At 65.0% G+C, this 26,847-nt stretch carries 23 protein-coding genes and 3 tRNA genes; all 26 read left to right on the top strand.

Going from position 1 to position 26,847, the window contains the following annotated elements; genetic code table 11:
• Positions 1-603 precede the first annotated feature (603 nt).
• The 26 genes from tpiA (at position 604) to pnp (ending at position 26,788) form a co-directional block, all read left to right on the top strand.
• Positions 604-1,359, top strand: coding sequence for a triose-phosphate isomerase (gene tpiA / locus ACZK08_RS13815; protein WP_053519907.1), 756 nt, complete (start codon positions 604-606; stop codon positions 1,357-1,359).
• A 33-nt stretch (positions 1,360-1,392) separates the two neighbouring features.
• Positions 1,393-1,830: a preprotein translocase subunit SecG gene (gene secG / locus ACZK08_RS13810; RefSeq protein WP_065175541.1), complete on the top strand. Its 438-nt coding sequence runs from the start codon at positions 1,393-1,395 to the stop codon at positions 1,828-1,830.
• A gap of 51 nt (positions 1,831-1,881) precedes the next feature.
• Positions 1,882-1,966: transfer RNA gene (locus ACZK08_RS13805), tRNA-Leu, on the top strand.
• A 111-nt stretch (positions 1,967-2,077) separates the two neighbouring features.
• Positions 2,078-2,434, top strand: a complete 357-nt coding sequence (locus tag ACZK08_RS13800) for an NADH-quinone oxidoreductase subunit A (RefSeq protein ID WP_053519909.1) — start codon at positions 2,078-2,080, stop codon at positions 2,432-2,434.
• A complete protein-coding gene (locus ACZK08_RS13795; protein ID WP_005410463.1) occupies positions 2,425-2,979 on the top strand; it encodes a NuoB/complex I 20 kDa subunit family protein in 555 nt (184 codons plus the stop codon). Before ACZK08_RS13800 ends, ACZK08_RS13795 begins: the two co-directional genes overlap by 10 nt.
• 33 nt (positions 2,980-3,012) lie before the next feature.
• Positions 3,013-3,759, top strand: coding sequence for an NADH-quinone oxidoreductase subunit C (locus ACZK08_RS13790; protein ID WP_065181852.1), 747 nt, complete (start codon positions 3,013-3,015; stop codon positions 3,757-3,759).
• Entirely contained in the window at positions 3,756-5,063 is a 1,308-nt protein-coding gene (locus ACZK08_RS13785; protein ID WP_065181853.1) for an NADH-quinone oxidoreductase subunit D, read from the top strand. Before ACZK08_RS13790 ends, ACZK08_RS13785 begins: the two co-directional genes overlap by 4 nt.
• Before the next feature lie 97 nt (positions 5,064-5,160).
• Entirely contained in the window at positions 5,161-5,688 is a 528-nt protein-coding gene (gene nuoE / locus ACZK08_RS13780; RefSeq protein ID WP_006381132.1) for an NADH-quinone oxidoreductase subunit NuoE, read from the top strand.
• A 4-nt stretch (positions 5,689-5,692) separates the two neighbouring features.
• The gene (gene nuoF / locus ACZK08_RS13775; RefSeq protein WP_065175540.1) at positions 5,693-7,033 is read left to right on the top strand and encodes an NADH-quinone oxidoreductase subunit NuoF; all 1,341 of its coding nucleotides are present in this window, start codon (positions 5,693-5,695) and stop codon (positions 7,031-7,033) included.
• A complete protein-coding gene (gene nuoG / locus ACZK08_RS13770; RefSeq protein ID WP_065181854.1) occupies positions 7,030-9,264 on the top strand; it encodes an NADH-quinone oxidoreductase subunit NuoG in 2,235 nt (744 codons plus the stop codon). Before nuoF ends, nuoG begins: the two co-directional genes overlap by 4 nt.
• On the top strand, positions 9,261-10,355 hold the full coding sequence (gene nuoH / locus ACZK08_RS13765; protein ID WP_053519914.1) for an NADH-quinone oxidoreductase subunit NuoH: 1,095 nt from the start codon (positions 9,261-9,263) through the stop codon (positions 10,353-10,355). Before nuoG ends, nuoH begins: the two co-directional genes overlap by 4 nt.
• A gap of 4 nt (positions 10,356-10,359) precedes the next feature.
• Positions 10,360-10,848: an NADH-quinone oxidoreductase subunit NuoI gene (gene nuoI, locus ACZK08_RS13760; protein WP_053519915.1), complete on the top strand. Its 489-nt coding sequence runs from the start codon at positions 10,360-10,362 to the stop codon at positions 10,846-10,848.
• A 9-nt stretch (positions 10,849-10,857) separates the two neighbouring features.
• Positions 10,858-11,517, top strand: a complete 660-nt coding sequence (locus tag ACZK08_RS13755) for an NADH-quinone oxidoreductase subunit J (protein ID WP_053519916.1) — start codon at positions 10,858-10,860, stop codon at positions 11,515-11,517.
• On the top strand, positions 11,514-11,819 hold the full coding sequence (nuoK, locus tag ACZK08_RS13750; protein ID WP_053519917.1) for an NADH-quinone oxidoreductase subunit NuoK: 306 nt from the start codon (positions 11,514-11,516) through the stop codon (positions 11,817-11,819). The genes ACZK08_RS13755 and nuoK overlap by 4 nt, the downstream gene beginning before the upstream one ends.
• Positions 11,820-11,826: 7 nt before the next feature.
• Entirely contained in the window at positions 11,827-13,989 is a 2,163-nt protein-coding gene (nuoL, locus tag ACZK08_RS13745; RefSeq protein ID WP_053519918.1) for an NADH-quinone oxidoreductase subunit L, read from the top strand.
• A gap of 23 nt (positions 13,990-14,012) precedes the next feature.
• On the top strand, positions 14,013-15,521 hold the full coding sequence (locus ACZK08_RS13740; protein ID WP_053519919.1) for an NADH-quinone oxidoreductase subunit M: 1,509 nt from the start codon (positions 14,013-14,015) through the stop codon (positions 15,519-15,521).
• A 15-nt stretch (positions 15,522-15,536) separates the two neighbouring features.
• Positions 15,537-16,997 carry an NADH-quinone oxidoreductase subunit NuoN gene (nuoN, locus tag ACZK08_RS13735; RefSeq protein ID WP_065181855.1) on the top strand — a complete coding sequence of 487 codons (1,461 nt, stop codon included), beginning with the start codon at positions 15,537-15,539 and terminating at the stop codon, positions 16,995-16,997.
• A gap of 126 nt (positions 16,998-17,123) precedes the next feature.
• A tRNA-Met gene (locus tag ACZK08_RS13730) sits at positions 17,124-17,200 on the top strand.
• Positions 17,201-17,282: 82 nt separating this feature from the next.
• Positions 17,283-17,359 (top strand) — tRNA-Met (locus tag ACZK08_RS13725).
• Between the two features lie 367 nt (positions 17,360-17,726).
• Positions 17,727-18,317: a ribosome maturation factor RimP gene (rimP, locus tag ACZK08_RS13720; protein ID WP_065181856.1), complete on the top strand. Its 591-nt coding sequence runs from the start codon at positions 17,727-17,729 to the stop codon at positions 18,315-18,317.
• A 4-nt stretch (positions 18,318-18,321) separates the two neighbouring features.
• Positions 18,322-19,833, top strand: a complete 1,512-nt coding sequence (gene nusA / locus ACZK08_RS13715) for a transcription termination factor NusA (RefSeq protein WP_053518673.1) — start codon at positions 18,322-18,324, stop codon at positions 19,831-19,833.
• Positions 19,834-19,925: 92 nt separating this feature from the next.
• The gene (gene infB, locus ACZK08_RS13710; protein ID WP_065181857.1) at positions 19,926-22,568 is read left to right on the top strand and encodes a translation initiation factor IF-2; all 2,643 of its coding nucleotides are present in this window, start codon (positions 19,926-19,928) and stop codon (positions 22,566-22,568) included.
• A 123-nt stretch (positions 22,569-22,691) separates the two neighbouring features.
• Complete coding sequence (rbfA, locus tag ACZK08_RS13705; RefSeq protein WP_053518676.1) at positions 22,692-23,075, top strand: 30S ribosome-binding factor RbfA; 384 nt, start codon at positions 22,692-22,694, stop codon at positions 23,073-23,075.
• 111 nt (positions 23,076-23,186) lie between these two features.
• Entirely contained in the window at positions 23,187-24,095 is a 909-nt protein-coding gene (gene truB / locus ACZK08_RS13700) for a tRNA pseudouridine(55) synthase TruB (protein ID WP_065181858.1), read from the top strand.
• A gap of 172 nt (positions 24,096-24,267) precedes the next feature.
• Positions 24,268-24,528: a 30S ribosomal protein S15 gene (gene rpsO, locus ACZK08_RS13695; protein WP_005417886.1), complete on the top strand. Its 261-nt coding sequence runs from the start codon at positions 24,268-24,270 to the stop codon at positions 24,526-24,528.
• 151 nt (positions 24,529-24,679) lie between these two features.
• The gene (pnp, locus tag ACZK08_RS13690; protein ID WP_053518678.1) at positions 24,680-26,788 is read left to right on the top strand and encodes a polyribonucleotide nucleotidyltransferase; all 2,109 of its coding nucleotides are present in this window, start codon (positions 24,680-24,682) and stop codon (positions 26,786-26,788) included.
• Positions 26,789-26,847: the final 59 nt, after the last annotated feature.

Genomic DNA, 26,847 nt, shown 5'->3' with positions numbered 1-26,847 from the left:
GCGGCCTTTCCATTACGGGTAGCGCCGGGCCGTGCCCGGCGAGCCAAAGCCAAAGCGGCTCTGGGATGTTCCTTGGGGAGGCGGGGAGGCGTCGGATGGCGGGGACGCCGTAAACCCATCCCTGGGGGCTTGGCCGCGGCATCCATGCCGCGGACACCCCGCCATCCGACACCTCCCCGCCTTCGACAGTTTCCCGGTGACGGATGGATGAGATCTGTCGCACCGGGGTGGGGCAGGGGTCAGATCCGGATCTGACCCCGGTAGTCACCTGCAACGCCGCTTTTGCCTTTGATCTTCTTTTCTCTTTCCGTGGCGGGCGGAACCGCCGGAATGTGTCAGAAGCCGGGCGGGTGGGGCTGCGCAGGGGCGTGAGCCGCATGGATGCGGCGATCGAGCTTACAGGGACGTACTTGCAGCGTCCCCTGCGCAGTCCCGCCCGCCCGGCCAGGCCGATCAACTACCCGGGGCTCCCCGCGACCAACCCCACCCCGCCACGAGGGGCCGCGCCGTTGGCTGGAAATCCATGTAACCGCTTACACGGAAACGGATTTTTGCCGTAACGGGTATCATGACCGGCTGACTTCACACAGGAGCCACCCGCTCATGCGCCGCAAGATCGTCGCCGGAAACTGGAAGCTGCATGGCAGCCGTCAATTCGCCAATGAACTGCTGGGGCAGGTGGCTGCGGGGCTGCCGCTGGACGGGGTCGATGTCGTCATCCTGCCGCCGCTGCCGTACCTGGGCGAGCTGGTCGAGGAGTTCGGCGCGACCGGCATGACCTTCGGTGCCCAGGACGTGAGCAGCAACGAGAAGGGGGCCTATACCGGCGAAGTGTGCGCGGCCATGCTGCACGAGGTCGGTGCCCGTTACGGCCTGGTTGGACATTCCGAGCGTCGCCAGTACCACCACGAGAGCAGCGAACTGGTTGCCCGCAAGTTCGCCGCTGCCCTGCATGCCGGCCTGGTGCCGGTACTGTGCGTGGGTGAGACCCTGGAGCAGCGCGAGGCCGGACAGACCGAATCGGTCATCGCCAGCCAGCTGGCGCCGGTGCTGGATCTCGTCGGTGCCGACGGCTTCGCCAGCGCCGTGGTCGCCTACGAGCCGGTCTGGGCGATCGGCACCGGCCGCACCGCGAGCAAGGAGCAGGCGCAGCAGGTGCACGCGTTCATCCGTGGCGAAGTCGCGCGCATCGATGCTAGAATTGCTGATTCACTGCCCATTCTTTACGGCGGCAGCGTGAAGCCCGACAATGCCGGGGAACTGTTCGCGCAGCCGGATGTCGATGGTGGGCTGGTCGGTGGCGCCTCCCTGGTGGCCGCGGACTTCCTGGCCATCGCGAAGGCGGCGGCCGCGAACTAAATCCTAGAAGTATTGTCCGAGGGCGGATTTCCAATGCTGATGTTGATCCTCAATGTCGTCTACGTGCTGGTTGCCGTAGCCATGATCGCGCTGATCCTGATGCAGCGTGGCTCGGGCGCAGCGGCTGGTTCGGGCTTTGGTGCCGGTGCCTCGGGAACGGTGTTCGGTGCGCGTGGCGCCTCGAACTTCCTGTCCAAGTCGACCAAGTGGCTGGCCGTGGTGTTCTTCGGCATCAGTCTCTTCATGGCCTGGTATGCCGGCCACGGCAGCCGTCCTGCCGCCGAGCAGGACCTGGGTCTGATGTCCGCCCCGGCGGCCAGCGCTCCGGCCGCCCCTGCAGGCGAACTGCCGGCCGTTCCGAAGGCCGATGAGGTCCCGGCAGCCCCGGTTCCGGCGGCGACTGTGCCGGCTCAGGCGGAATCTTCGGTTTCTGGTGAAGAAAAGCCGTCGGAAGGCTCCCAGAAAGACTGAAGCCGGTTACAATACGCGGCGCATCGGGAAGATAGTCTGATGTGATCGTTTGCCCAGGTGGCGGAATTGGTAGACGCACTACCTTGAGGTGGTAGCGACGCAAGTCGTAGGGGTTCGAGTCCCCTCTTGGGCACCATTTGTAAGTAAAGCGGGTTCACCTGGCGCGCAATGCGCCAGGGCGATTCCCGTCCACTCCCCCATGCCAAAGCGCCTGCAGGCGCAGCGGCAGAGGCAAGAGAGAATCGCTGTGCTGGCCGAATATTTGCCGTCTCTGCTGTTTCTGATCGTTGCCACCGGTATCGGCGTCGTGCTGATGCTGGTCGGCCGACTCCTCGGTCCCCGCCGCCCTGATCTGGAAAAGCTCTCGCCGTACGAGTGCGGCTTCGAGGCGTTCGAAGACGCGCGCATGAAGTTCGATGTGCGCTATTACCTGATCGCGATCCAGTTCATCGTCTTCGACCTGGAAATCATCTTCATCGTGCCGTGGACCCAGGTCTTCATGGAGCTGGGTGCCCGTTCGCTGGTCACCATGGGCCTGTTCGTCGGCATGCTGTTCCTCGGTTTCATTTACGTCTGGAAGAAGGGAGCGCTGGAATGGGAGTGATTCAGACGCTCGATGGCCTGATGAACAATCCGACCCCGGAAGGGCGGGTTGATGACATCCTGCGGCCGGAAGGCGACAATCCCCTGCTGGAAAAAGGCTTCGTCACCACCAGCGTCGACGCCCTGCTGAACTGGGCGCGTACCGGCTCGATGTGGCCGATGACCTTCGGCCTGGCCTGCTGTGCCGTGGAGATGATGCACGCCGGCGCCGCGCGCCTGGACCTGGACCGTTACGGCGTGGTGTTCCGCCCGTCGCCGCGCCAGTCCGACGTGATGATCGTCGCCGGTACGCTGGTCAACAAGATGGCCCCGGCACTGCGCAAGGTCTACGACCAGATGCCCGACCCCAAGTGGGTGATCTCCATGGGCAGCTGTGCCAATGGCGGTGGTTATTACCACTATTCCTATTCTGTCGTGCGCGGCTGTGATCGCGTGGTGCCGGTGGACGTCTACGTCCCGGGCTGCCCGCCGACCGCCGAGGCGCTGGTGTACGGGATCCTGCAGCTGCAGAAGAAGATCTGGCGTACACAGACCATCGCCCGCTGACCCCTTCACCTGACAAGAGCGCGCCAAGCCCCCATGGCAGAGCAAGCATCCTTCATCGACCGACTCTCCGCACGTTTCGCTGGTGCGAAGGTCATCGTGGTCGAACCCCGCGGCGAAGTGACGCTGGAAGTGCCTGCCGCCGAGTGGCACGCCACCGCCCTGGCGCTGCGTGACGAGTTTGGTTTCGAGCAGGCCGTGGACCTCTGCGGCGTGGACTACCTGGGCTATGGCTCCGACGAATGGGACACCGCCGACGTGTCCTCGCACGGCTTCAGCCGCGGCGTCGAGGGCAAGGCGCAGGGCCGCTTCGCGTGGGGCGAGTTCCCCAGCGAAGAGAGTGCCGAAGGCGCTCGCCCGCAGCACATGCCGACCCAGCGCTTTGCCGTGGTGGCGCAGCTGCGCTCGTACCAGCACAACCTGATGATGCACCTGCGCTGCTTCGCACCTGACGAAGCACTGCCGGTGGTGTCCTCGCTGACCGGCATCTGGCCGGGCCTGAACTGGTTCGAGCGTGAAGCGTTCGATCTGTATGGCGTGATCTTCGAAGGCCACCCGGACCTGCGCCGGATCCTGACCGACTACGGTTTCGTCGGCCATCCGTTCCGCAAGGACTTCCCGCTGATCGGCAATGTCGAAGTGCGCTACGACGAAGAAAAGAAGCGCGTGATCTACGAACCGGTCACCTCGGTTGAGCCGCGTGTCGGCGTGCCGCGCGTGATCCGCGACGACGCCCGTCTGCAGACCGCAGCCGGCGAGCGCGCGCAGGAGGCAGTGAAGTGAGCCACGTACACCAGGCCGGCGAAGCGTTCGCCAGCAATGCCGCCGAAAGCCGGCAGGAAATCCGCAACTACACCATGAACTTCGGCCCGCAGCATCCGGCCGCGCATGGCGTGCTGCGCCTGATTCTGGAGATGGACGGCGAGACCATCATGCGCGCCGACCCGCACGTCGGCCTGCTGCATCGTGGTACCGAGAAGCTGGCCGAGTCCAAGCCGTTCAACCAGTCGATCGGCTACATGGATCGCCTGGATTACGTGTCGATGATGTGCAACGAGCACGCCTACGTGCGCGCGATCGAGACCCTGATGGGGATCGAGGCGCCGGAGCGTGCGCAGTACATCCGTACCATGTACGACGAGATCACCCGCATCCTCAACCACCTGATGTGGCTGGGTTCCAACGCGCTCGACCTGGGCGCGATGGCGGTGATGCTGTATGCCTTCCGCGAGCGCGAAGAGCTGATGGACTGCTACGAAGCGGTTTCCGGCGCGCGCATGCACGCGGCGTACTACCGTCCGGGCGGTGTCTACCGCGACCTGCCGGACCACATGCCGAAGTACAAGGAATCCCGTTGGCACAAGGGCAAGGCGCTGAAGCAGCTCAATGCTTCGCGCGAGGGCTCGCTGCTGGATTTCCTGGAGAACTTCACCAATGAGTTCCCGGGTCGCGTCGACGAGTACGAAACCCTGCTGACCGACAACCGCATCTGGAAGCAGCGCACCGTCGGCATCGGCGTGGTCACCCCGGAACTGGCGCACCAGTGGGGCATGACCGGCGTCATGCTGCGCGGCTCGGGCATCGCCTGGGATCTGCGCAAGAAGCGTCCGTATGCCAAGTACGATGCCGTTGATTTCGACATTCCGCTGGGCAAGGAAGGCGACTGCTACGACCGTTATCTGGTCCGCGTCGCCGAGATGCGTGAGTCCAACCGCATCATCAAGCAGTGCGTGGCATGGCTGAAGGCCAACCCCGGCCCGGTCATGGTCAAGAACTTCAAGGTCGCTCCGCCCAGCCGCGAGGACATGAAGGACGACATGGAAGCGCTGATCCACCACTTCAAGCTGTTCAGCGAAGGCTACTGCGTGCCGGCCGGCGAGACCTACTCGGCGGTGGAGGCCCCGAAGGGCGAGTTCGGCTGCTACCTGGTTTCCGACGGCGCCAACAAGCCCTTCCGCGTGCACCTGCGTGCGCCGGGCTTCGCCCACCTGTCCTCGATCGACTCGATCGTGCGCGGCCACATGCTGGCCGACGTGGTGGCGATGATCGGTACCTACGATCTGGTGTTCGGCGAGGTTGACCGGTAATGCCGTCTGCCACGCCAACGCCTGCTGCAGGCAGCCGGCGCAAGCCGGCGCCGCAGTTCCTGGAATTTCACGTTATGCATTTCGCTGAGGTCGGCCGATGAAGGCGACAGGTAATTTCGAGGCGGCGCGCGACGTCGACCCGATGGTGGTGCTGAGCGACAAGACCCGCGCTCACATCGATCACTGGCTGTCCAAGTTCCCGCCGGACCGCAAGCGCTCTGCCGTGCTGCAGGGCCTGCATGCGGCCCAGGAGCAGAATGAGGGCTGGCTGACCGACGAGCTGATCGCCGGCGTGGCCAAGTACCTGGACCTGCCGCCGGTGTGGGCCTACGAGGTCGCCAGCTTCTACTCGATGTTCGAGACCGAGAAGGTGGGCCGCAACAACGTGGCCATCTGCACCAACATCAGCTGCTGGCTCAATGGCGCCGAGGACATCGTGCGCCACTGCGAGAAGAAGCTGGGCATCAAGCACGGCGAATCGACCCCGGACGGCCGCGTCTACCTCAAGCGCGAGGAAGAGTGCCTGGCCGGCTGCGGCGGTGCGCCGATGATGGTCATCAACGGTCACTACCATGAGCGTCTGACCCTGGAAAAGGTCGACGAGCTGCTGGACGGGCTGGAGTAAGGGCATGGCACATCACCACGAATCCAAGGGCCCGGTCGGTCCCGCGCCGCTGCCGCACCAGGTGGTCTACACCACCCTGCATTACGACACTCCGTGGTCGTACGAAAGCTACCTCAAGACCGGTGGCTACGCTGCCCTGCGCAAGATCCTCGAAGAGAAGATCCCGCCGGAGCAGGTCATCGAGATGGTCAAGGCCTCTGGCCTGCGCGGCCGCGGTGGCGCAGGCTTCCCGACCGGCCTGAAGTGGTCCTTCATGCCCAAGGGCAACATGCAGAAGTACATCCTCTGCAATTCGGATGAATCCGAGCCGGGCACCTGCAAGGATCGCGACATCCTGCGTTACAACCCGCATTCGGTGGTGGAAGGCATGGCGATCGCCTGCTACGCCACCGGTTCGACCGTGGGCTACAACTACCTGCGCGGCGAGTTCCACCACGAGCCCTTCGAGCACTTCGAGCAGGCCCTGGCCGACGCCTACGCGAACGGCTGGCTGGGCAAGAACGTGCTGGGCTCAGGCGTGGACATCGACATCTACGGTGCTCTCGGTGCCGGTGCCTACATCTGCGGCGAAGAAACCGCGCTGATGGAATCGCTGGAAGGCAAGAAGGGACAGCCGCGCTACAAGCCGCCGTTCCCGGCCAACTTCGGCCTGTACGGCAAGCCGTCGACGATCAACAACACCGAGACCTACGGCTCGGTGCCGGCGATCATCCGCAACGGTCCGGAGTGGTTCAAGGGCCTGAGCCGGACCGCCAATGGCGGCCCGAAGTGCTTCTCGGTCTCCGGCTGCGTGCAGAACGGCGGCAACTTTGAAGTGCCGCTCGGCACCACCTTCGACGAGCTGCTGGAAATGGCCGGTGGCCTGCGCCCGGGCCGTACCCTGAAGGGTGCGATTCCGGGCGGCGTCTCCATGCCGGTGCTCACCGCGGCGGAGCTGAAGGGCCTGCCGATGGACTACGACACCATCCGTGCGCTGGGCTCCGGCCTGGGTTCCGGGGCGGTCGTGGTGCTGGATGACAGCGTGTGCTGCGTCAAGTTCGCCTGCCGCATCAGCCAGTTCTTCCACAAGGAATCCTGCGGCCAGTGCACGCCGTGCCGTGAAGGCACCGGCTGGATGCACCGCGTGCTCGAGCGCATCGTCGCCGGCAAGGCCACGATGGAAGACCTGCACCAGCTGAAGGCGGTGGCCGGCCAGATCGAAGGCCACACCATCTGTGCGTTCGGCGAAGCGGCGGCATGGCCCATCCAGGGCTTCCTGCGCCAGTTCTGGGACGAATTCGAGTACTACATCGTCAACGGTCATTCGATGGTTGACGGCAAGAAGGTGGAGGCAGCCGCCGCATGAGCGCGCAACCCGTAAACCCGAACGTGCCACCGGATCATGTGACCATCGAGATCGATGGCAAGTCCCTGGTCGTGCCCAAGGGTTCGATGATCATCCAGGCCGCCGACAAGGCCGGCATTCCGATTCCGCGCTTCTGCTACCACGAGAAGCTGCCGATCGCCGCCAACTGCCGCATGTGCCTGGTGGACGTGGAGAAGTCGCCGAAGCCGGCGCCCGCCTGCGCCACGCCGGTGATGGACGGCATGAAGGTCGCCACCCGCAGCGAGAAGGCGCTGAAGTTCCAGCGCTCGGTGATGGAGTTCCTGCTCATCAACCATCCGCTGGACTGCCCGATCTGCGATCAGGGCGGCGAGTGCGAGCTGCAGGACGTGTCGCTGGGCTATGGCCGTTCGGTCAGCCGCTTCAACGAGCGCAAGCGCGTGGTCCCGGACGAGGACATGGGTCCGCTGGTCGCCACCGAGATGACCCGCTGCATCCAGTGCACCCGCTGCGTCCGTTTCACCGCCGAAGTGGCGGGCACCTATGAACTGGGTGGCATGTACCGCGGCGAGAACCTGCAGATCGGTACCTACGACGGCAAGCCCCTGACCACCGAACTGTCCGGCAACGTCGTCGACGTCTGCCCGGTCGGCGCGCTGACCAACAAGGTGTTCCAGTTCCGTGCCCGTCCGTGGGAGCTGACCGCGCGCGAGTCGCTGGGTTACCACGACGCGATGGGTTCGAACCTGTTCCTGCATGTGCGCCGCGGTGAAGTGCTGCGTTCGGTGCCGCGCGACAACGAAGCGGTCAACGAATGCTGGCTGTCCGACCGCGACCGCTACTCGCACCAGGGCCTGTACAGCGAAGACCGTGCGGTCAAGCCGCTGCGCAAGGTCAACGGCGAGTGGAAGGAAGTGAGCTGGGCCGAAGGCCTGGCCGCTGCCGCCGACATCCTCAAGGCGAACCAGGGCGACACCCTGGGCGTGCTGGTGCACCCGTCGACCTCCAACGAGGAGGGCGCTCTGCTGGCGCGCCTGGCCAAGGGTCTGGGTTCGGGCAACATCGATCACCGCATCAACAACCGCGATTTCTCCGACGCCGCCACCGCCGAAGTGTTCGGCCTGCCGCTGGCGGAGATCGAAGGCGCTGACCGCATCGTGGTTCTGGGCAGCAACATCCGCCATGAACTGCCGCTGCTGCATGCCCGCCTGCGCAAGGCGCAGACCCAGAACGGCGCGAAGATCCACGTCGTCAACCCGGTCGACTTCGACTTCGCCTTCAGCATCGCCGGCAAGCAGATCGTCGCGCCTTCGCAGTTCGTCGATGCCCTGGCCAATGCCGAGCTGCGTTCGGCGGTGCAGGGTGGCAACAACACCGTGCTGATCGTCGGCGCCATCGCCGAGAACCACCCGCAGGCTGCCGCGATCCGCGCCGCCGCGCGTGATTTCGCCACCGCCACCGGTGCCCGCCTGTGCCGCATTCCGCAGGGCGCCAACGCCGTCGGCCTGACCCGTGCGGGCGTGCTGCCGGCCGGCAGGGACGTCGCCGCGATGCTGGCGCAGCCGCGCCAGGCCTACGTGGTGTACGGCCTGGAGCCGGGCCTGGACTTTGCCGATGCGCCCGCCGCGCGCAAGGCACTGGCCGGTGCCCAAGTCGTGGCGTTCAGCCACTTCGCCTGCGCCTCGACCCGCGACGTCGCCGATGTGATCCTGCCGATCGGTGCGCTGCCGGAAATCGACGCCACCCTGACCAACCTCGATGGCCGCGAACAGTCGGCCCGTGCCGGTGGCAAGCTGCCGGGCGAGGCCCGTGAAGGCTGGCGCGTCCTGCGTGCGCTGGGCGGTGAGCTGGCGGTGGCCGGTTTCGACTTCATCGATCTGGCGGGCCTGCGTGCCAGCCTGGCACCGGTATCGGTCACCGTGGCTGCGTCGGCCCAGCCGGCCGTTGCAGGCGAAGGCCTGGAAGTGGCCTCGACGGCGGCGATCTACCGCACCGATGCCGTGGTCCGCCGCGCTCCGGCGCTGCAGTCGCATCCGCTGAACAACGCCCCGCGCATCGTCCTCAACACGGAAGATGCCGCACGCCTGCAGCTGCAGGAAGGGCAGATGGCCAAGGTCGGCACCGATGCCGGTCGCGCCACCCTGCCGGTGGTGGTCGACGCCCGCGTCGCTGCGGGTTCGGTCTGGATTGAATCGGGCCACGGCGCGACCGCGCCGCTGGGTGCCGCTCGCGTAACGGTGGTGGCTGCATGAACGAATTGCTGTTGAACGCGGTCGATCCGCTGCACCAGTGGCTGCTCGGCCTCGGTGACATCGGCGCGCTGCTCTGGATCATCCTGAAGATCCTGGTGATCACCGTACCGGTGATCGTCTCGGTGGCCTTCTACGTGGTCTGGGAACGCAAGCTGATCGGCTGGATGCACGTCCGCCATGGCCCGATGTACGTGGGCATGGGCATCTTCCAAGCCTTCGCCGACGTCTTCAAGCTGCTGTTCAAGGAAGTGGTCCAGCCGAGCAACGCCAACAAGGCGATCTACCTGCTGGCACCGCTGATCACCCTGGCCCCGGCGTTCGCGGCCTGGGCGGTGATTCCGTTCGATTCGCAGATCGTGCTGTCCAACGCCAATGCCGGCCTGCTGTACCTGCTGGCGATGACCTCGCTGGGCATCTACGGCATCATCCTGGCCGGCTGGGCGTCCAACTCGAAGTATGCGTTCCTGGGTGCGATGCGTGCCTCGGCGCAGATGATCAGCTACGAAATCGCGATGGGCTTCGCCCTGGTCGGCGTCATGATCGCTTCGGGCAGCCTGAACCTGAGCAACATCGTGATGGCCCAGGCCGGCAGTTCCGGCTTCTTCGACTGGTTCCTGATTCCGCTGTTCCCGCTGTTCGTCGTGTACTGGGTGTCCGGCGTGGCCGAGACCAACCGTGCGCCGTTCGACGTGGTGGAAGGCGAGTCGGAAATCGTCGCTGGCCACATGGTCGAGTACTCGGGCGGCGCGTTCGCGCTGTTCTTCCTGGCCGAGTACGCGAACATGATCCTGATCAGTTTCCTGATCTCGATCTTCTTCCTCGGTGGCTGGCTGAGCCCGATCCAGGGCTGGGTCGATCCGGGCACTGTGTCGCCGCTGGTCGACTGGATCTGGAAGGGTGGCGCGCCGTGGCTGTTCGTCAAGGTGTTCTTCTTCGCCAGTGCCTACATCTGGTTCCGTGCCAGCTTCCCGCGCTTCCGCTACGACCAGATCATGCGCCTGGGCTGGAAGGTCTTCATTCCGCTGACCATTTTCTGGATCGCGGTCACCGCCGTCATGGTGTTCTTCGGCGTGATTCAAAAGGGCGTCTAAAGTGATGAACAGGATTACCCATTACTTCAAGAGCCTGCTGCTGCTCGAACTGCTGGCCGGCCTTTGGCTGACGCTGAAGTACAGCGTCAGGCCGAAGTACACGATGATGTACCCGATGGAGAAGTTCCCGCAGTCGCCGCGCTTCCGTGGCCTGCATGCGCTGCGCCGCTATCCCAACGGTGAAGAGCGCTGCATCGCCTGCAAGCTGTGCGAGGCGGTCTGCCCGGCGCTGGCCATCACCATCGATTCGGCCAAGCGCGAGGACGGCACCCGCCGCACCACCCGCTACGACATCGACCTGTTCAAGTGCATCTTCTGCGGCTTCTGTGAGGAAAGCTGCCCGGTGGACTCGATCGTCGAAACCCACATCCTCGAGTACCACTTCGAGAATCGTGGCGAAAACATCGTTACCAAGCCGCAGCTGCTGGCCCTGGGCGACCGTCTCGAGTCCGAGATCGCCGAGCGTCGCGCCGCCGATGCCGCTTACCGCTGAGGTCGAGAGATGGATTGGGTAAATATCGCTTTCTGGGTCTTCGCCATCGTGGCCGGCATCTCCGCCGCGGCGGTGATCAGCGTGCGCAACCCCGTGCACGCCGTTCTGTGCCTGGTGCTGACCTTCTTCTCCGTTGCCTGCGTGTGGCTGCTGGTGGGCGCCGAGTTCCTCGGTGTGGCGCTGGTGCTGGTCTACGTCGGCGCGGTGATGGTGCTGTTCCTGTTCGTGGTGATGATGCTTGACATCGATCCGTCGAACCTGCGTGAGGGCTGGGTGCGTTACCTGCCGGTGGGCCTGGTCGTGGCCGTGGCGATGCTGGTGCAGATGCTGATGCTGATCGGCGTCAAGGGCAGGGCGGTCAACCCGTTCCCGGCCGACAATGCCGCCGCTCTGGCCGCTGACACGTCCAACGTCACCTGGCTGGCCCGCAGCCTGTTCACCGAGTACCTGCTGCCGTTCGAGTTTGCCGCCGTCATCCTGACCGTGGCCGTGGTGGCCGCGGTGATGCTGACCCTGCGTCGCCGCGAAGGCCTGAAGACCCAGAACCCGACGCAGCAGACCATGGTCAAGGCGCACGATCGCCTGCGCGTGGTCAAGATGAGTGCCGAGCAGCCGGTGGTGCACAGCAACAGCACGCCTGCGGCGGGCGAAGAGGAGACCAAGGCATGATCACTCTGGGCCATATCCTGGCGCTGGGCGCGGTGCTGTTCTGCATCAGCCTTGCCGGCATCTTCCTCAACCGCAAGAACATCATCGTGCTGCTGATGTCCATCGAGTTGATGCTGCTGTCGGTGAACATCAACTTCGTCGGATTCTCGCGCCAGCTGGGCGATCCATCCGGCCAGCTGTTCGTGTTCTTCATCCTGACCGTCGCCGCTGCCGAGGCCGCCATCGGCCTGGCGATCCTGGTGACCCTGTTCCGTACCCGCCGCACGATCAATGTCGGCGAAGTCGATTCGCTGAAGGGCTGATCCACAGATGGAAATCACTCTCTCCAAGAGTCTGTTGATCGCAGTGGTGCTTGCACCGCTGTTCGGCAGCATCATCGCCGGCCTGTTCGGTCGCCAGGTCAAGCGCTTCGGCGCGCAGACCATCACCATCCTCGGCGTTGCGGTTGCGTGCGGCCTGTCGATGTACACGCTCTACCAGCTGCTGTGGGGCGGGGCGCAGCCGTTCAACCAGAACGTCTACACCTTCTTCGAAGTCGGCCAGTACTCGGCCCACGTCGGTTTCATGGTCGACAAGCTGACCGCGATGATGATGGTGGTGGTGACCTTCGTGTCGCTGCTGGTCCACATCTACACGATCGGCTACATGCAGGACGATCCGGGCTACCAGCGCTTCTTCAGCTACATCTCGCTGTTCACCTTCTCGATGCTCACCCTGGTGATGAGCAACAACTTCCTGCAGCTGTTCTTCGGCTGGGAAGCGGTGGGCCTGGTGTCGTACCTGCTGATCGGCTTCTGGTTCAAGCGCCCGACCGCGATCTTCGCCAACATGAAGGCGTTCCTGGTCAACCGCGTCGGTGACTTCGGCTTCCTGCTGGGTATCGCCGGCGTGCTGTGGGTGTTCGGCACCCTGGACTACTCCGAGGTGTTCTCGCAGGCCAGCATGCTGGCCGACCCGCGCGCCCAGCTGCAGATCTGGGACGGCACCCTGTTCGGGATGCAGCTGCTGAACGAGCCGGTGATCTGGTCGATCGCCACCCTGATCTGCATCTGCCTGTTCATCGGCGCCATGGGCAAGTCGGCCCAGGTCCCGCTGCACGTGTGGCTGCCGGATTCGATGGAAGGCCCGACGCCGATCTCGGCGCTGATCCACGCCGCGACCATGGTGACCGCCGGTATCTTCATGGTCACCCGCATGTCGCCGCTGTTCGAGCTGTCGCAGACCGCGCTGGACTTCATCCTGTTCATCGGTGCCACCACGGCCTTCTTCACCGGCCTGATCGGTATCGTGCAGAACGACATCAAGCGCGTGGTCGCGTACTCGACGCTGTCGCAGCTGGGCTACATGACCGTGGCGCTGGGTGTTTCGGCCTATTCGGCTGCCGTGTTCCACCTGATGACCCACGCCTTCTTCAAGGCGCTGCTGTTCCTCGGCGCCGGTTCGGTCATCATCGCCATGCACCACGAGCAGGACATGCGCAAGATGGGCGGCCTGCGCAGGTACATGCCGATCACCTTCATCACCATGTGGATCGGTACCCTGGCCCTGGTCGGTACGCCGTTCTTCTCCGGTTTCTACTCGAAGGACACCATCATCGAGGCCGCCGAGATCCATGCCCATATCCAGGGCAGCTGGGTGGCCACCTATGGCTACTGGGCGGTGCTGGGCGGCGTCCTGGTGACCAGCTTCTACAGCTTCCGCCTGCTGTTCATGACCTTCCATGGCAAGGAGCGCTTCCGCGACGCGCATGACGATCATGGCCACGGCCATGACGATCACCATGCCGCTGATGCGCACCATGCCGACGCCCACCATGACGACCACGGTCATGGGCACGGCGCGCACGAGCCGCACGAGACCCCGTGGGTGGTGACCCTGCCGCTGATCCTGCTGGCCATCCCGTCGATCGCCATCGGCTTCTTCAGCATCGGTCCGATGCTGCACGGCACCGACTGGGCCGGCCACCACGCCCATGAGGCGATCAAGGGCCAGGCGACCACGTTCTTCACCGGCATCGTCGACTTCTACGATCCGGCCAAGAACACCGTGGCGTTCCTCGGCGAGGAGTTCCATGGCCCGGTGGCGTTCGCGCTGCACGGCATGATGCTGCCGCCGTTCTGGCTGACCCTGGCGGGCTTCCTGCTGGCCGCGTTGTTCTACCTGTGGAAGCCGGACCTGTCGGGCAAGGCACGCAAGGCCTTCGCCCCGCTGGTGTCGGTGCTGGAAAACAAGTACGGCTTCGACAAGCTGTGGATCGATGGCTTTGCCGGTGGCAGCGTCAAGCTCGGCAGGGTCTCGCGCTGGATCGACAGCAACATCGTCGACGGCGTGGTCAATCTCTCGGCACGTGTTGTGGACGTCGCAGCCGGCGTGCTGCGTCGTACCCAATCCGGTTTCCTCTATCACTACGCCTTCGCGATGATCATCGGCCTGATTGCCCTGCTGGGCGTGCTGATGCATTACCTGCGTTGATGACCTGTACGGAATAAGAAGACGTGTCGAACTGGCCTCTACTCAGTGTCCTCATCTGGCTGCCGATCATCGGTGGTGCCCTGATCCTTGCGATCCGTGATGCGCAGACCGCCCGCTGGGCGTCGCTGGGCGTGGCGGTGCTGACCTTCGTGGCGAGCCTCTCGCTGCTGGGCGGCTACAACCCGGGCATCGATGGCCTGCAGTTCGTCGAGACCCATGCGTGGATCCCGGCGTACAAGATCGGCTACAACCTGGGCGTGGACGGCATCGCCGTGGCGCTGATCCTGCTGACCACCCTGGTCAGCGTGCTTGCCCTGATCGGTGCCTGGAGCGCGATCGACAAGCGCGTCAACCAGTACGTGGCGGCCTTCCTGATCCTGGAAGGCGTCACCGTCGGCATCTTCGCCGCGACGGACGCGATGCTGTTCTACGTGTTCTTCGAAGCGATGCTGATCCCGATGTTCCTCATCATCGGTGTCTGGGGTGGCCCGCGTCGCATCTACGCCGCACTGAAGTTCTTCCTCTACACCTTCCTCGGCTCCGTGTTGATGCTGGTGGCGCTGATCTACCTGTACATGAAGGGCGGCAGCTTCCAGCTGGCCGATCTGTACGCGCTGCCGCTGACGGCCAAGGAGCAGACCTGGATCTTCTTCGCCTTCCTGATCGCCTTCGCGGTCAAGGTGCCGATGTTCCCGGTGCACACCTGGCTGCCGGATGCGCACGTGGAAGCGCCGACCGCCGGTTCGGTGATCCTGGCCGCCATCGCGCTGAAGATCGGTGGTTACGGCTTCCTGCGCTTCAACCTGCCGATCGTGCCGGATGCTTCGCTGGAGTGGGCCTGGCTGGTGATCGCGCTGTCGCTGATCGCGGTGATCTACGTTGGCCTGGTCGCCCTGGTCCAGGACGACATGAAGAAGCTGATCGCGTACTCGTCGATCGCGCACATGGGTTTCGTCACCCTGGGTACCTTCATTGCCCTGTGGCTGGTGCGTGAAGCCGGCAACGTCGATGCGGCCCGCCTGGGCCTGCAGGGCGCGATGGTGCAGATGATCTCGCACGGCTTCGTGTCGGGTGCGATGTTCTCCTGCGTCGGCGTGCTGTACGACCGCATGCACAGCCGCCGCATCGCCGATTACGGCGGCGTGGTCAATGTGATGCCCTGGTTCGCCACCTTCGCCATGCTGTTCTTCATGGCCAATGCGGGCCTGCCGGGCACCAGCGGTTTCGTCGGCGAGTTCATGGTCATCCTGTCCGCCTTCCAGCGTAACCCGTGGATCGCCCTGGGCGCGGCCACCACCCTGATCATCGGTGCGGCCTATACCCTGTGGCTGTACAAGCGCATCTTCTTCGGCGAAGTGGCCAACAGCCATGTCGCCGAACTGAAGGACATCAACGGCCGCGAATGGCTGGTGCTGGGCGTGTTCGCCATCGGCGTGCTTGCCCTGGGCATCTACCCCAAGCCGCTGACCGACCTGATGGAGCCCTCGATCGCGAAGCTGGCGATGCAGATCGCATCCAGCAAGCTGCTGTAATTCCAGGATTTGATGATGACCACCTCGCCGCTGCTGCCATTGACCGCTGCTGACCTGCCTCCGCTCGCCCCCGAGCTGGTGCTGATCGGCAGCGCCTTCGCCCTGATGATCCTCGACCTGTTCGTCAGCGAGCGGAACAAGATCGTCACCCACCTGTTCTCGGTTGCTGCACTGGCCGTCGTGCTGTTCATGCTGGCGACCGGCGTGGGCGGGCAGGGAGAGGTCTTCCATGGCATGTTCGTGCGCGATACCGCCGCGGACGTGATGAAGACCGGGATCGTGCTGCTCAGCGGCCTGACCCTTGTGTACGGCTGGCGCTACCTGCGCGACCGCAACCTGTTCCAGGGCGAGATCCCGGTGCTGATCCTGTTCGGCACGGCCGGCATGATGATCCTGGTCTCGGCCGGCAGCCTGCTGATGGTCTACCTGGGCCTGGAACTGCTGGCGCTGTGCTCGTATGCGCTGGTGGCCAGCAACCGCGACAGCGGCCTGGCCTCGGAAGCGGCGATGAAGTACATCGTGCTCGGTTCGCTTGCCTCCGGCCTGCTGCTGTATGGCATGTCGCTGATCTACGGCGCCACCGGCAGCCTGCACCTGGACGTGATCCGCGATGCCATCCCGCATTCCGAAGAGCGCGTGCTGCTGATCACCGGCGCGGTGTTCATGATCGCGGGCGTGGCCTTCAAGCTGGGCGCGGCACCGTTCCACATGTGGCTGCCGGACGTCTACCAGGGTGCGCCGGCGCCGATCGCGCTGTTCATCAGCTCGGCACCGAAGCTGGCTGCGTTCGGCATGGCCTATCGCCTGCTGGAAATGGGCGTGGGTCCGCTGTCGACCGAGCTGCAGCTGCTGATCGCCGGCCTGGCCGCCGTATCGCTGGTGATCGGCAACCTGATGGCGATTGCGCAGAGCAATCTCAAGCGCATGCTGGCGTTCTCCACCGTCTCGCACATCGGCTTCCTGCTGATGGGCATCGCCGGTGGTGGCTCGCAGGGCTACGCTGCCGCGCTGTTCTATGCGCTGGCCTACGCCATCATGTCCACCGCTGCCTTCGGCGCGATCATCGCGCTGTCGCGTGCCGGCTTCGAGGCCGAGAACATCGAGGACTTCAAGGGCCTGAACGCCCGCAACCCGTGGATGGCCGGCCTGGTGCTGTGCATCATGGCGTCGCTGGCGGGCATTCCGCCGTTCCTCGGCTTCTGGACCAAGCTGGCGGTGCTGGGTGCGGCCGTCAACGGCGGCCTGCTGTGGCTGGCGATCCTCGGCGTGCTGTGCGCAGTGGTCGGCTGCTTCTACTACCTGCGGGTCATCAAGGTCATGTACTTCGATGAGCCGGTGGGCGAGGCCATTCCGCGCGGCAACGATCGCGTGCTGGGCCTGGTGCTGGGCGTGAACGCGCTGGCGCTGCTGGCCCTGGGCCTGGCCTGGAACCCGATCATGGTCTGGTGCCAGCAGGCTTTTGCGCATCTTGCATAAAAGTTGACACAAAGCTGCGCGATTCGTGTAATATGCGCAGCCTGAGTTGTCACTGCAGCGGTTCAGCCAGAACATCGTTGCGACATCCCCCTCGTCAGGGTGGGGCAGCAGCTCAAACACTTCCGGTGCGGGGTGGAGCAGTCTGGCAGCTCGTCGGGCTCATAACCCGAAGGTCGCAGGTTCAAATCCTGCCCCCGCTACCAACATCAGGCCGGCGCCATCCGGCTTGATGAATGAGGGAAAGCTTGCATTTATTGCAGCTATGCCTCATGATTCCGCTTCTGATGCGGGGTGGAGCAGTCTGGCAGCTCGTCGGGCTCATAACCCGAAGGTCGCAGGTTCAAATCCTGCCCCCGCTACCAAGTAAAGAGATCGCCTTCGAAGTCCTGCTTCGAAGGCGTTTTTCTTTGAGGTCTGTGTGCTTTCCATGTGTTCGGGGTCAGATCCCTTTTTCCGTGGAAGAGGGATCTGACCCGGGTCCCTGCCTTGCACCAGCGCGGTGCAGCCGCTATCATCATCGGCCTAAGCAGTACCCCTGAAGGCGGCGCTCCCCTGGGGAGACCTCACCCGGAAGGAGGGCTCGCAACATGCCTTCGCGGCGTGCTGCAACCGGAATCCAGTCACCGGAGTCTTTCCGGAAAAAGGGGCCCTGCGGGCCCTTTGTCGTTTCCGGGGCGTCATGTTCATGCCGGCCATGGCCGGCACCCAACCAAGAGATCAAGGCAGGCTGTGAGCGACAAGGCAACCGACATCGCGAATCTGCTCGCCCCGACCGTTGTGTCGCTGGGCCTGGAGCTGCTGGGCGTTGAGTATCTGCCGGCCCCCGGCGGTGCGACCCTGCGCCTTTACATCGACGTGCCGCTGGCTGAACAGCCCGAGCGCATCATCAATGTCGACGACTGCGAGCGGGTCAGCCGCGAAGTGTCGGCGCAGCTGGACGTCGAAGACCCGATCAGCGGCAACTACACGCTGGAAGTGTCCTCGCCGGGCGTCGATCGTCCGCTGTTCAACCTGGAGCAGTTCACTCGCCACCTGGGGGAGTCGGCCAAGGTCACCCTGAAGCTGCCGCAGGACAACCGACGTCGCCTGCAGGGCCGTATCGAAGCGACCGACGAGGCTGCGGGCACCATCACCTTGATCGTCGATAAGGCCGAAGTGGTCGTGTCGGCGGACAACATCGACAAGGCAAGGATCCTGCCCGACTGGGTGGCGCTGGGGCTGGCCCCGAGCAAGCCGACCGGTCCGGCACCGAAGCGTCCGAAGCCGAACAAGAATTCTTCTTCCAACGAGCCGGCGGCAAAGAAGCCGCGCGCGGAGTGAGCCAATGAGCAAGGAACTGTTGCTGGTAGTCGACGCGGTCGCCAACGAGAAGGGCGTGCCGCGTGAAGTGATCTTCGATGCCATCGAGGCCGCCCTGGCCTCGGCAGCGAAGAAGCGCTATCCCGACGAGGAAGTGCTGACCCGCGTGGTCATCGACCACAAGGATGGCAGCTACGAAACCTTCCGTCGCTGGGAAGTGGTGGCTGATGACGTGGTCATGGAGTCGCCCGACCGCCAGATCCGCCTGATGGACGCCATCGATGAAGCCGAGGGCGTGGACGTCGGCGATTACATCGAAGAGCAGATCGAGAACCCGGACTTCGGCCGCATCGCCGCCCAGGCCGCCAAGCAGGTGATCGTGCAGCGCGTTCGCGAAGCCGAGCGCCAGCAGGTCGTGGACGCATGGAAGGACCGCGTCGGCGAGCTGATCACCGGTGTGGTCAAGCGTGCCGAGCGTGGCAACATCTACGTCGACCTCGGCGGCAACGCCGAAGGCTTCATCCCGAAGGACAAGGGCATTCCGCGCGACGTGCTGCGCGCCGGTGACCGCGTCCGCGGCTACCTGGCCGAAGTGCGCTCGGAGCCGCGTGGCCCGCAGCTGTTCATCAGCCGCGCCGCGCCGGAGTTCATGATCGAGCTGTTCAAGCTGGAAGTGCCGGAAGTCGGTCAGGGCCTGGTGGAAATCAAGGCCTGTGCCCGCGATCCGGGCGACCGCGCCAAGATCGCCGTGCTGGCCCACGACCAGCGCACCGATCCGATCGGTGCCTGCATCGGCATGCGCGGTTCGCGCGTGCAGGCGGTGTCCAACGAGCTCAATGGCGAGCGCGTGGATATCGTGCTGTGGAACGACAACCCGGCCAACTTCGTCATCAATGCGATGGCGCCGGCCGAGGTGCAGTCGATCATCGTCGATGAGGACAAGCACTCGATGGATCTGGCCGTTGCCGAGGACCGCCTGGCCCAGGCGATCGGCAAGGGTGGCCAGAACGTGCGCCTGGCCAGCCGCCTGACCGGCTGGCAGCTCAACGTGATGACCCAGGACCAGGTCACCGCCAAGTCGGAGGCCGAGCAGGCTTCGGCCCGCCAGCTGTTCATGGACAAGCTGGAAGTGGACGAGGAGATCGCCGGCATCCTGGTCAGCGAAGGCTTCGGCACCGTCGAGGAAATCGCTTATGTCCCGGTCGGCGAACTGCTGGCCGTGGAAGGTTTCGACGAGGATATCGTCGAAGAGCTGCGCGCTCGTGCCCGCGATGCGCTGCTCAATGAGGCCCTGGCAGTCGAGGAAGGCCTTGAAGACGGCCAGCCGGCGCAGGACCTGCTGTCCCTGAAGGGCATGGACGAAGCCACCGCGTATGCGCTGGCCGGCCACGGCGTGCGCACCAGCGAGGATCTCTCCGACCTGGCCGCCGACGAGGTCGTGGACTTCGGCATCGAAGGGCTGGACCAGGAGCGCGCCGCCGCGCTGATCCTGGCCGCGCGTGCCGAGGAGATCGCCCGACTGGAACGCGGCGAATGAGCCGGCAATGAACAGGGCCCTGAGCCGCTCAGGGCGTAGAATCCGCGCCACCTCCAGATGCGGGGGGGCGCCCACAAGATCATAGGATCCGAATGTCGCAGCAAACCACCATCCGCAAGCTTGCCGAACTGGTCAACACACCGGTCGAAAAACTGCTTGAACAGCTGGCCGGTGCCGGCATGAAGTTCAGCGGTCCCGACCAGGTGGTGACCAGCACCGAGAAGGTGAAGCTCCTGGGCTTCCTTCGTCGTTCGCACGGCAAGCCCGAGCAGGCGCCGGAAGAGACCGATCAGTCTGCAAAGAAGATCACCCTCAACCGCCGTAAACAGCAGGAAGTGACGGTCAATTCCGGTCGCAGCAAGACGACCGTGAATGTCGAGGTGCGCCAGAAGCGTACCTACGTCAAGTCCGATGGTGGTCGTGCGATGACTCCGGACGAAGAGCGCGCCGACATCCTGCGCAAGCTGGAAGAGTCGCGCGCCCGCAACCTCGCCGAACAGCAGGCATTGGCCGAGAAGGACCGTCTGCGCGACGAGGCCATCGTCCGTGCACGCGAGGAAGAGATTGCCGCCAAGGAGCGTGCCGAAGCCGAGAAGAAGGCTGCAGAGGAAGCAGCGGTTGCCGCCAAGGCCGCCGAGGCGCTGGCCGCCAGCCAGCCGAAGACGCGCGCTCCGATCGACGAAACCGCACCGCGTCCGCCGCGTACCCCGGCCGCAGCCCCGGCTGCCCCGCGTGGCGCTCCGCCACGCAGCGAGGACCGCAACAACCGCAGCGCGCCGCGCAACGAGCGTGGCCCGGGCGATCGTTTCTCCGGCCAGATGCACCTGTCGGCCGCCGACCGTGCACGTCGTGGCAACAGCAACAGCACGACCCGTGGTCGTCCGGGCGGCCGGAACCAGGCCGGCGGCCGTCGCGACATGTCGCGCGGTGGCAGCAACGCCGGTCCGCATGCCTTCGAACGTCCGACCGCACCGGTCGTGCGTGAAGTGGCGATCGGCGACACGATCACCGTGGCCGACCTGGCGCAGAAGCTCGCGCTGAAGGGCGGCGAGGTGGTCAAGGCGCTGTTCAAGATGGGCGTGATGGCCACCATCACCCAGTCCATCGACCACGACACGGCGGCGCTGGTGACCGAGGAACTCGGCCACAAGGCGATCCGTGCCAACGACAACGACGCCGAAGACGCACTGCTGGCATCGACCGGTGAAAACCAGGGCGAAGCCGTGCAGCGCCCGCCGGTGGTCACCATCATGGGCCACGTCGACCACGGCAAGACCTCGCTGCTGGATTACATCCGCCGCACCAAGGTCGCCACCGGCGAAGCCGGCGGCATCACCCAGCACATCGGTGCGTACCACGTGGATACGCCGAAGGGCGTGATCAGCTTCCTGGATACCCCGGGCCACGCAGCCTTCACTTCGATGCGTGCCCGCGGTGCCAAGCTGACCGATATCGTGGTGCTGGTGGTCGCTGCCGATGACGGCGTGATGCCGCAGACCAAGGAAGCGATCCAGCATGCCCGTTCCGCCGGCGTGCCGCTGATCGTGGCAATCAACAAGATCGACAAGTCCGACGCCGATCCGATGCGGGTCAAGAACGAACTGCTGACCGAGCAGGTCGTGGCCGAAGACTTCGGTGGCGACACCCAGATGGTGGAGATCTCGGCCAAGACCGGCCTGGGCATCGACGACCTGCTGGACGCCATCTCGATCCAGGCCGAACTGCTGGAGCTGAAGGCTGTCGATGAAGGCCGCGCGTCCGGCGTGGTGATTGAATCGTCGCTGGACAAGGGCCGCGGCCCGGTCGCCACCGTGCTCGTGCAGCAGGGCCGCCTGAAGAAGGGCGATTACCTGGTGTGCGGCATCCAGTACGGCCGCGTGCGAGCGCTGTTCGACGAAACCGGCAAGCAGCCGGAGTTCGCCGGCCCGTCCATCCCGGTGCAGGTCCTGGGCCTGTCCGGCGTGCCGGAAGCCGGTGACGACTTCGTGGTGGTCGAGGACGAGCGTCTGGCCAAGGACGTTGCCCAGCAGCGTGAGACCAAGCGCCGCGAGTCGCGCCTGGTCGCCACGGCGGGCAGCCGGATGGAAGACATCATGGCAACCCTGGGCAAGGGTGAGGGCCAGCAGGTCCTCAACCTGGTCATCAAGGCCGACGTGCAGGGTTCGGTGCAGGCGCTGAGCCAGGCCCTGGTCGCGCTGTCCAACGACGACATCCGCATCAACGTGATCCACTCCGGCGTGGGCGGCATCACCGAGTCGGACGCCAATTCGGCTGCCGCCTCCAAGGCGACCGTCATCGGCTTCAACGTGCGTGCGGATGCTTCGGCCCGTCGCATCATCGAATCCAACGGCGTGGACCTGCGTTACTTCTCGATCATCTATGACGTGATCGATCAGGTGAAGCAGGTGGCCTCCGGTCTGCTGGGCGTGGAGATCCGCGAAGAGATCATCGGTATCGCCGAGGTCCGCGATGTCTTCCGCAGCTCCAAGCTGGGCGCCGTCGCCGGCTGCATGGTCATCGAAGGCGTGGTCAAGCGCAGCAAGCCGATCCGCGTCCTGCGCGACAGCGTGGTGGTGTTCGAAGGCGAGCTGGAATCGCTGCGTCGCTTCAAGGAAAACGTCGAGGAAGTCCGCAACGGTACCGAATGCGGTATCGGCGTGAAGGCTTACAACGACGTCAAGCCGGGCGACCAGATCGAGTGCTTCGAGCGCATCGAAGTACCGCGTACCCTGTAATGCTGCAACGGACCGGCCCTCGCGGGCGGGTCCACCCCTGGTGGCGCCCGACCCCGGTCGGGCCGTCTCTCCCGGTAGGGCCCGACCTTGGTCGGGTCACATTCAATTCAAGAGCCCGACCGCGTGCCCAAGACTTTCCATCGAACCGACCGTGTCTCCGCCCAGCTGCGCCGTGAACTCGGCACCCTGGTGCACAACGCCGTGCGCGAGCACGGGTTGCCCTCGGTGAGCGTGTCCGACGTGGAAATCACCCGCGACATGGCCCATGCCAAGGTCTTCGTCACCGCGCTGATGCCGGAACGTTCGGCCGAAGCGGTGGCCGGCCTGAAGGAACTGGGCTATCGCCTGCGCATGGACCTGGCCCGGGCGATGAAGCTGCGTCACGTGCCGGAGCTGCATTTCCATTACGACGACTCGGTTGATCGGGGCGAGCACATCGACAACATCCTGCGCGATCTGCCCGACACCGTGGCTGCCGAGAAGCGCCGCGAGAGCGACGAAGAATAACCGCGCGACGCCGGGCATGCCCGGCGTTGCTGCATTCCGGCTGCGCGATGTCTGATGCAGGCCGCGCCGCGCGCTTGCCGGGCATGGTCCGGCGCTACACCCGTATCTGTCATGACCCGAATTCAGTTCCGCCGCCTGGACGGCATCCTGCTGCTCGACAAGTCGACCGGCATGAGCTCCAACGCTGCCCTGCAGGTGGCGCGCCGCCTGTTCCGTGCCGAGAAGGGCGGGCATACCGGCAGTCTCGACCCGCTGGCCACCGGCCTGCTGCCGTTGTGCTTCGGCGAGGCGACCAAGATCGCCGGCCTGCTGCTGGGCTCGGCCAAGGCCTATGACGCCGAGATCGTGCTCGGCCAGACCACCGACACCGATGACGCCGAAGGCGAGGTGCTGCTGCAGCGCCCGGTGCCGCAGATCACTGCTGACGTCCTGCAGGCCGCGCTGGCACCGCTGACCGGCAGCATCCGCCAGCGGGCCCCGATCTATTCAGCGCTGAAGCAGGGAGGCGAGCCGCTGTACGTGAAGGCCCGCCGCGGCGACGCCATCGAGGCGCCGGAGCGGCAGGTCCAGGTGCATGCCATCGAGGTCCTGGAACAGCAGCCCGAGCGGCTGCGCCTGCGCGTCACCTGTGGCTCGGGTACCTACATCCGCAGCCTGGCGCGTGATCTCGGCGAGGCGCTGGGCTGTGGTGCGCACATCAGCGCCCTGCGCCGGCTGTGGGTGGAGCCGTTCCGCGAGCCGGCGATGGTCACCCTGGACCAGCTGCGGGCCATGGTCGAAACGGGCGACCTGGCGGCCATGGATGCGCTGCTGCTGCCGCTGGCCGACGGTCTGGCCGGGTATCCGCGGGTCGAGCTGGACGCCGGCCAGACGCAACGGTTCTGCATGGGGCAGCGGTTGCGCGATGCCGGCTGGCCGCGCGGTCTGGTGGCGGTGTTCGGTCCGGACGCCGCTGTCCAGGGCCTCGGTCAGGTCGATGATAGTGGCCTGCTGGCCCCGCAGCGCCGCTTCAACCTCTGAGCAGGGCGGGGCGGTTCAGCCTCGGTCCTTGTCCCCGGAGCCCCTGGCCGTTACAATTTCGCGGCCATTTTCTGGCAGCCTGCCCCGCGTAGGTTTCATCCCTGTAGTCCACGGCGAGCCTGGCGGTGCGCGAAGCGCGTTCCTGCCGGCCACGCATCACTGAGAAAAAGACATGTCGATCGACACCCAGAAGGTCATTGAAGACAACAAGCGCAGCGCCGCCGACACCGGCTCCCCGGAAGTCCAGGTGGCCCTGCTGACCGCCCGCATCGAACTGCTGACCGGCCACTTCAAGACCCACAAGAAGGATCACCACAGCCGCCGCGGCCTGCTGCAGATGGTCAACCGCCGTCGCAGCCTGCTCGACTACCTGAAGAAGAAGGACGTCGAGCGTTACAAGGCCCTGATCGAGAAGCTTGGCCTGCGTCGCTAAGCAACGAATCCCCCGCGGCGCAGCGATGCGCCGCGGTTTTGTTTTGTAGTACCGCAATCCCCGATTCAGGCCGGAACGATCCGGTCACCCGCTGGCGGCAAGGGTCGCCGACGGTCCAAATTCGCAGACAGCATCCCCAAGGACACCCTCCGTGGCAAAAATCACCAAAACCTTCCAGTACGGCAAGCACACCGTCACGCTTGAGACCGGCGAAGTCGCCCGTCAGGCCAGCGGCGCCGTCATCGTCAAGATGGACGACACCGTACTGCTGGTCACCGCCGTCGCCGCCAAGAGCGCGCGCGAAGGCCAGGACTTCTTCCCGCTGACCGTCGACTATCAGGAGAAGTTCTACGCCGGCGGCCGTATTCCGGGTGGTTTCTTCAAGCGCGAAGGCCGTGCGACCGAGAAGGAAACCCTGATCTCGCGTCTGATCGACCGTCCGATCCGTCCGCTGTTCCCGGAAGATTACAAGAACGAAGTGCAGATCATCGCCACGGTGATGTCGCTGAACCCGGACGTGGACGGTGACATTCCGGCCCTGATCGGTGCTTCGGCGGCCCTGGCTCTGGCCGGCACTCCGTTCATGGGTCCGATCGGCGCTGCCAAGGTCGGTTACAAGAACGGCGAGTACATCCTGAACCCGACCGTCAGTGAACTGGCTGACTCGCAGCTGGAACTGGTCGTTGCCGGTACCTCCAACGCCGTGCTGATGGTCGAATCCGAAGCCGCGCTGCTGTCGGAAGAAGTGATGCTGGGCGCCGTGACCTTCGGTCACCGCGAAATGCAGAAGGTCATCAACGCGATCAACGAGCTGACCGTCGAAGCCGGCACCAAGCCGTCGACCTGGGAAGCCCCGGCCAAGAACGAAGCGCTGATCGCCGCCCTGAAGGAAGCCATCGGCCCGCGCCTGGGCGAAGCCTTCCAGGTGCGTGACAAGCTGCAGCGTCGCGATGCCATCTCGGCGATCAAGAAGGACGTGGTCGAAGCCCTGGCCGGCCGCGTGGCTGCCGAAGGCTGGAACCCGGCCGAGCTGTCGAAGGAATTCGGCGAACTGGAATACCGCACCATGCGCGACTCGGTGCTGGACACCAAGGTCCGCATCGACGGCCGTGCGCTGGATACCGTCCGCCCGATCTCCGTGAAGACCGGCGTGCTGCCGCGTACCCACGGCTCCTCGCTGTTCACCCGCGGCGAAACCCAGGCCATCGTGACCATCACCCTGGGCACCGCCCGCGACGGTCAGGTCATCGATGCCGTTGCCGGTGAGTACAAGGAAAACTTCCTGTTCCACTACAACTTCCCTCCGTTCTCGGTGGGTGAGTGCGGCCGCATGATGGGTCCGAAGCGCCGCGAGATCGGCCACGGTCGCCTGGCCAAGCGCGGCGTGCTGGCTGTCATGCCGTCGCTGGAAGCCTTCCCGTACACCATCCGCGTCGTCTCGGAAATCACCGAGTCGAACGGTTCCTCGTCGATGGCCTCGGTCTGCGGTTCGTCGCTGGCCCTGATGGACGCCGGCGTGCCGGTGAAGGCCCCGGTGGCGGGTATCGCCATGGGTCTGGTCAAGGAAGGCGACCGCTTCGTCGTCCTGTCCGACATCCTGGGTGACGAAGATCACCTGGGCGACATGGACTTCAAGGTGGCCGGTACCGCTGAGGGCATCTCTGCCCTGCAGATGGACATCAAGATCGAAGGCATCACCGAAGAGATCATGAAGCAGGCGCTGCAGCAGGCCAAGGCTGGCCGTCTGCACATCCTGGGCGAAATGGCCCACGGCCTGACCGCTCCGCGTTCGGAACTGTCCGACTACGCGCCGCGCCTGCTGACCATCAAGATCCACCCGGACAAGATCCGCGAAGTGATCGGCAAGGGTGGCTCGACCATCCAGGCCATCACCAAGGAAACCGGCACCCAGATCGACATCCAGGATGACGGCACCATCGTCATTGCGTCGGTCAACGCGATCGCTGCCCAGGCCGCCAAGGCCCGCATCGAGCAGATCACCTCGGACGTCGAGCCGGGCCGCATCTACGAAGGCAAGGTCGCCAAGATCATGGACTTCGGTGCGTTCGTCACCATCCTGCCGGGCAAGGACGGCCTGGTCCACGTCTCGCAGATCTCCAGCGAGCGCGTCGAGAAGGTCGGCGACAAGCTGAAGGAAGGCGATGTGGTCAAGGTCAAGGTGCTGGAAGTCGACAAGCAGGGCCGTATCCGCCTGTCGATGAAGGCCGTGGAAGAAGGCGAGGGCGCCAGCGCCGAATGATCGACCCACGGTCGATCACGGCAGGTGTCAACCCGGGTTGAGCACCGACGCTGACATCG

It is taken from the genome of Stenotrophomonas sp. 112478_Sma, from assembly GCF_056479905.1.
The sequence above is the reverse complement of the archived record's forward strand: the minus strand, read 5'-3'. Positions and strand labels throughout refer to the sequence as shown.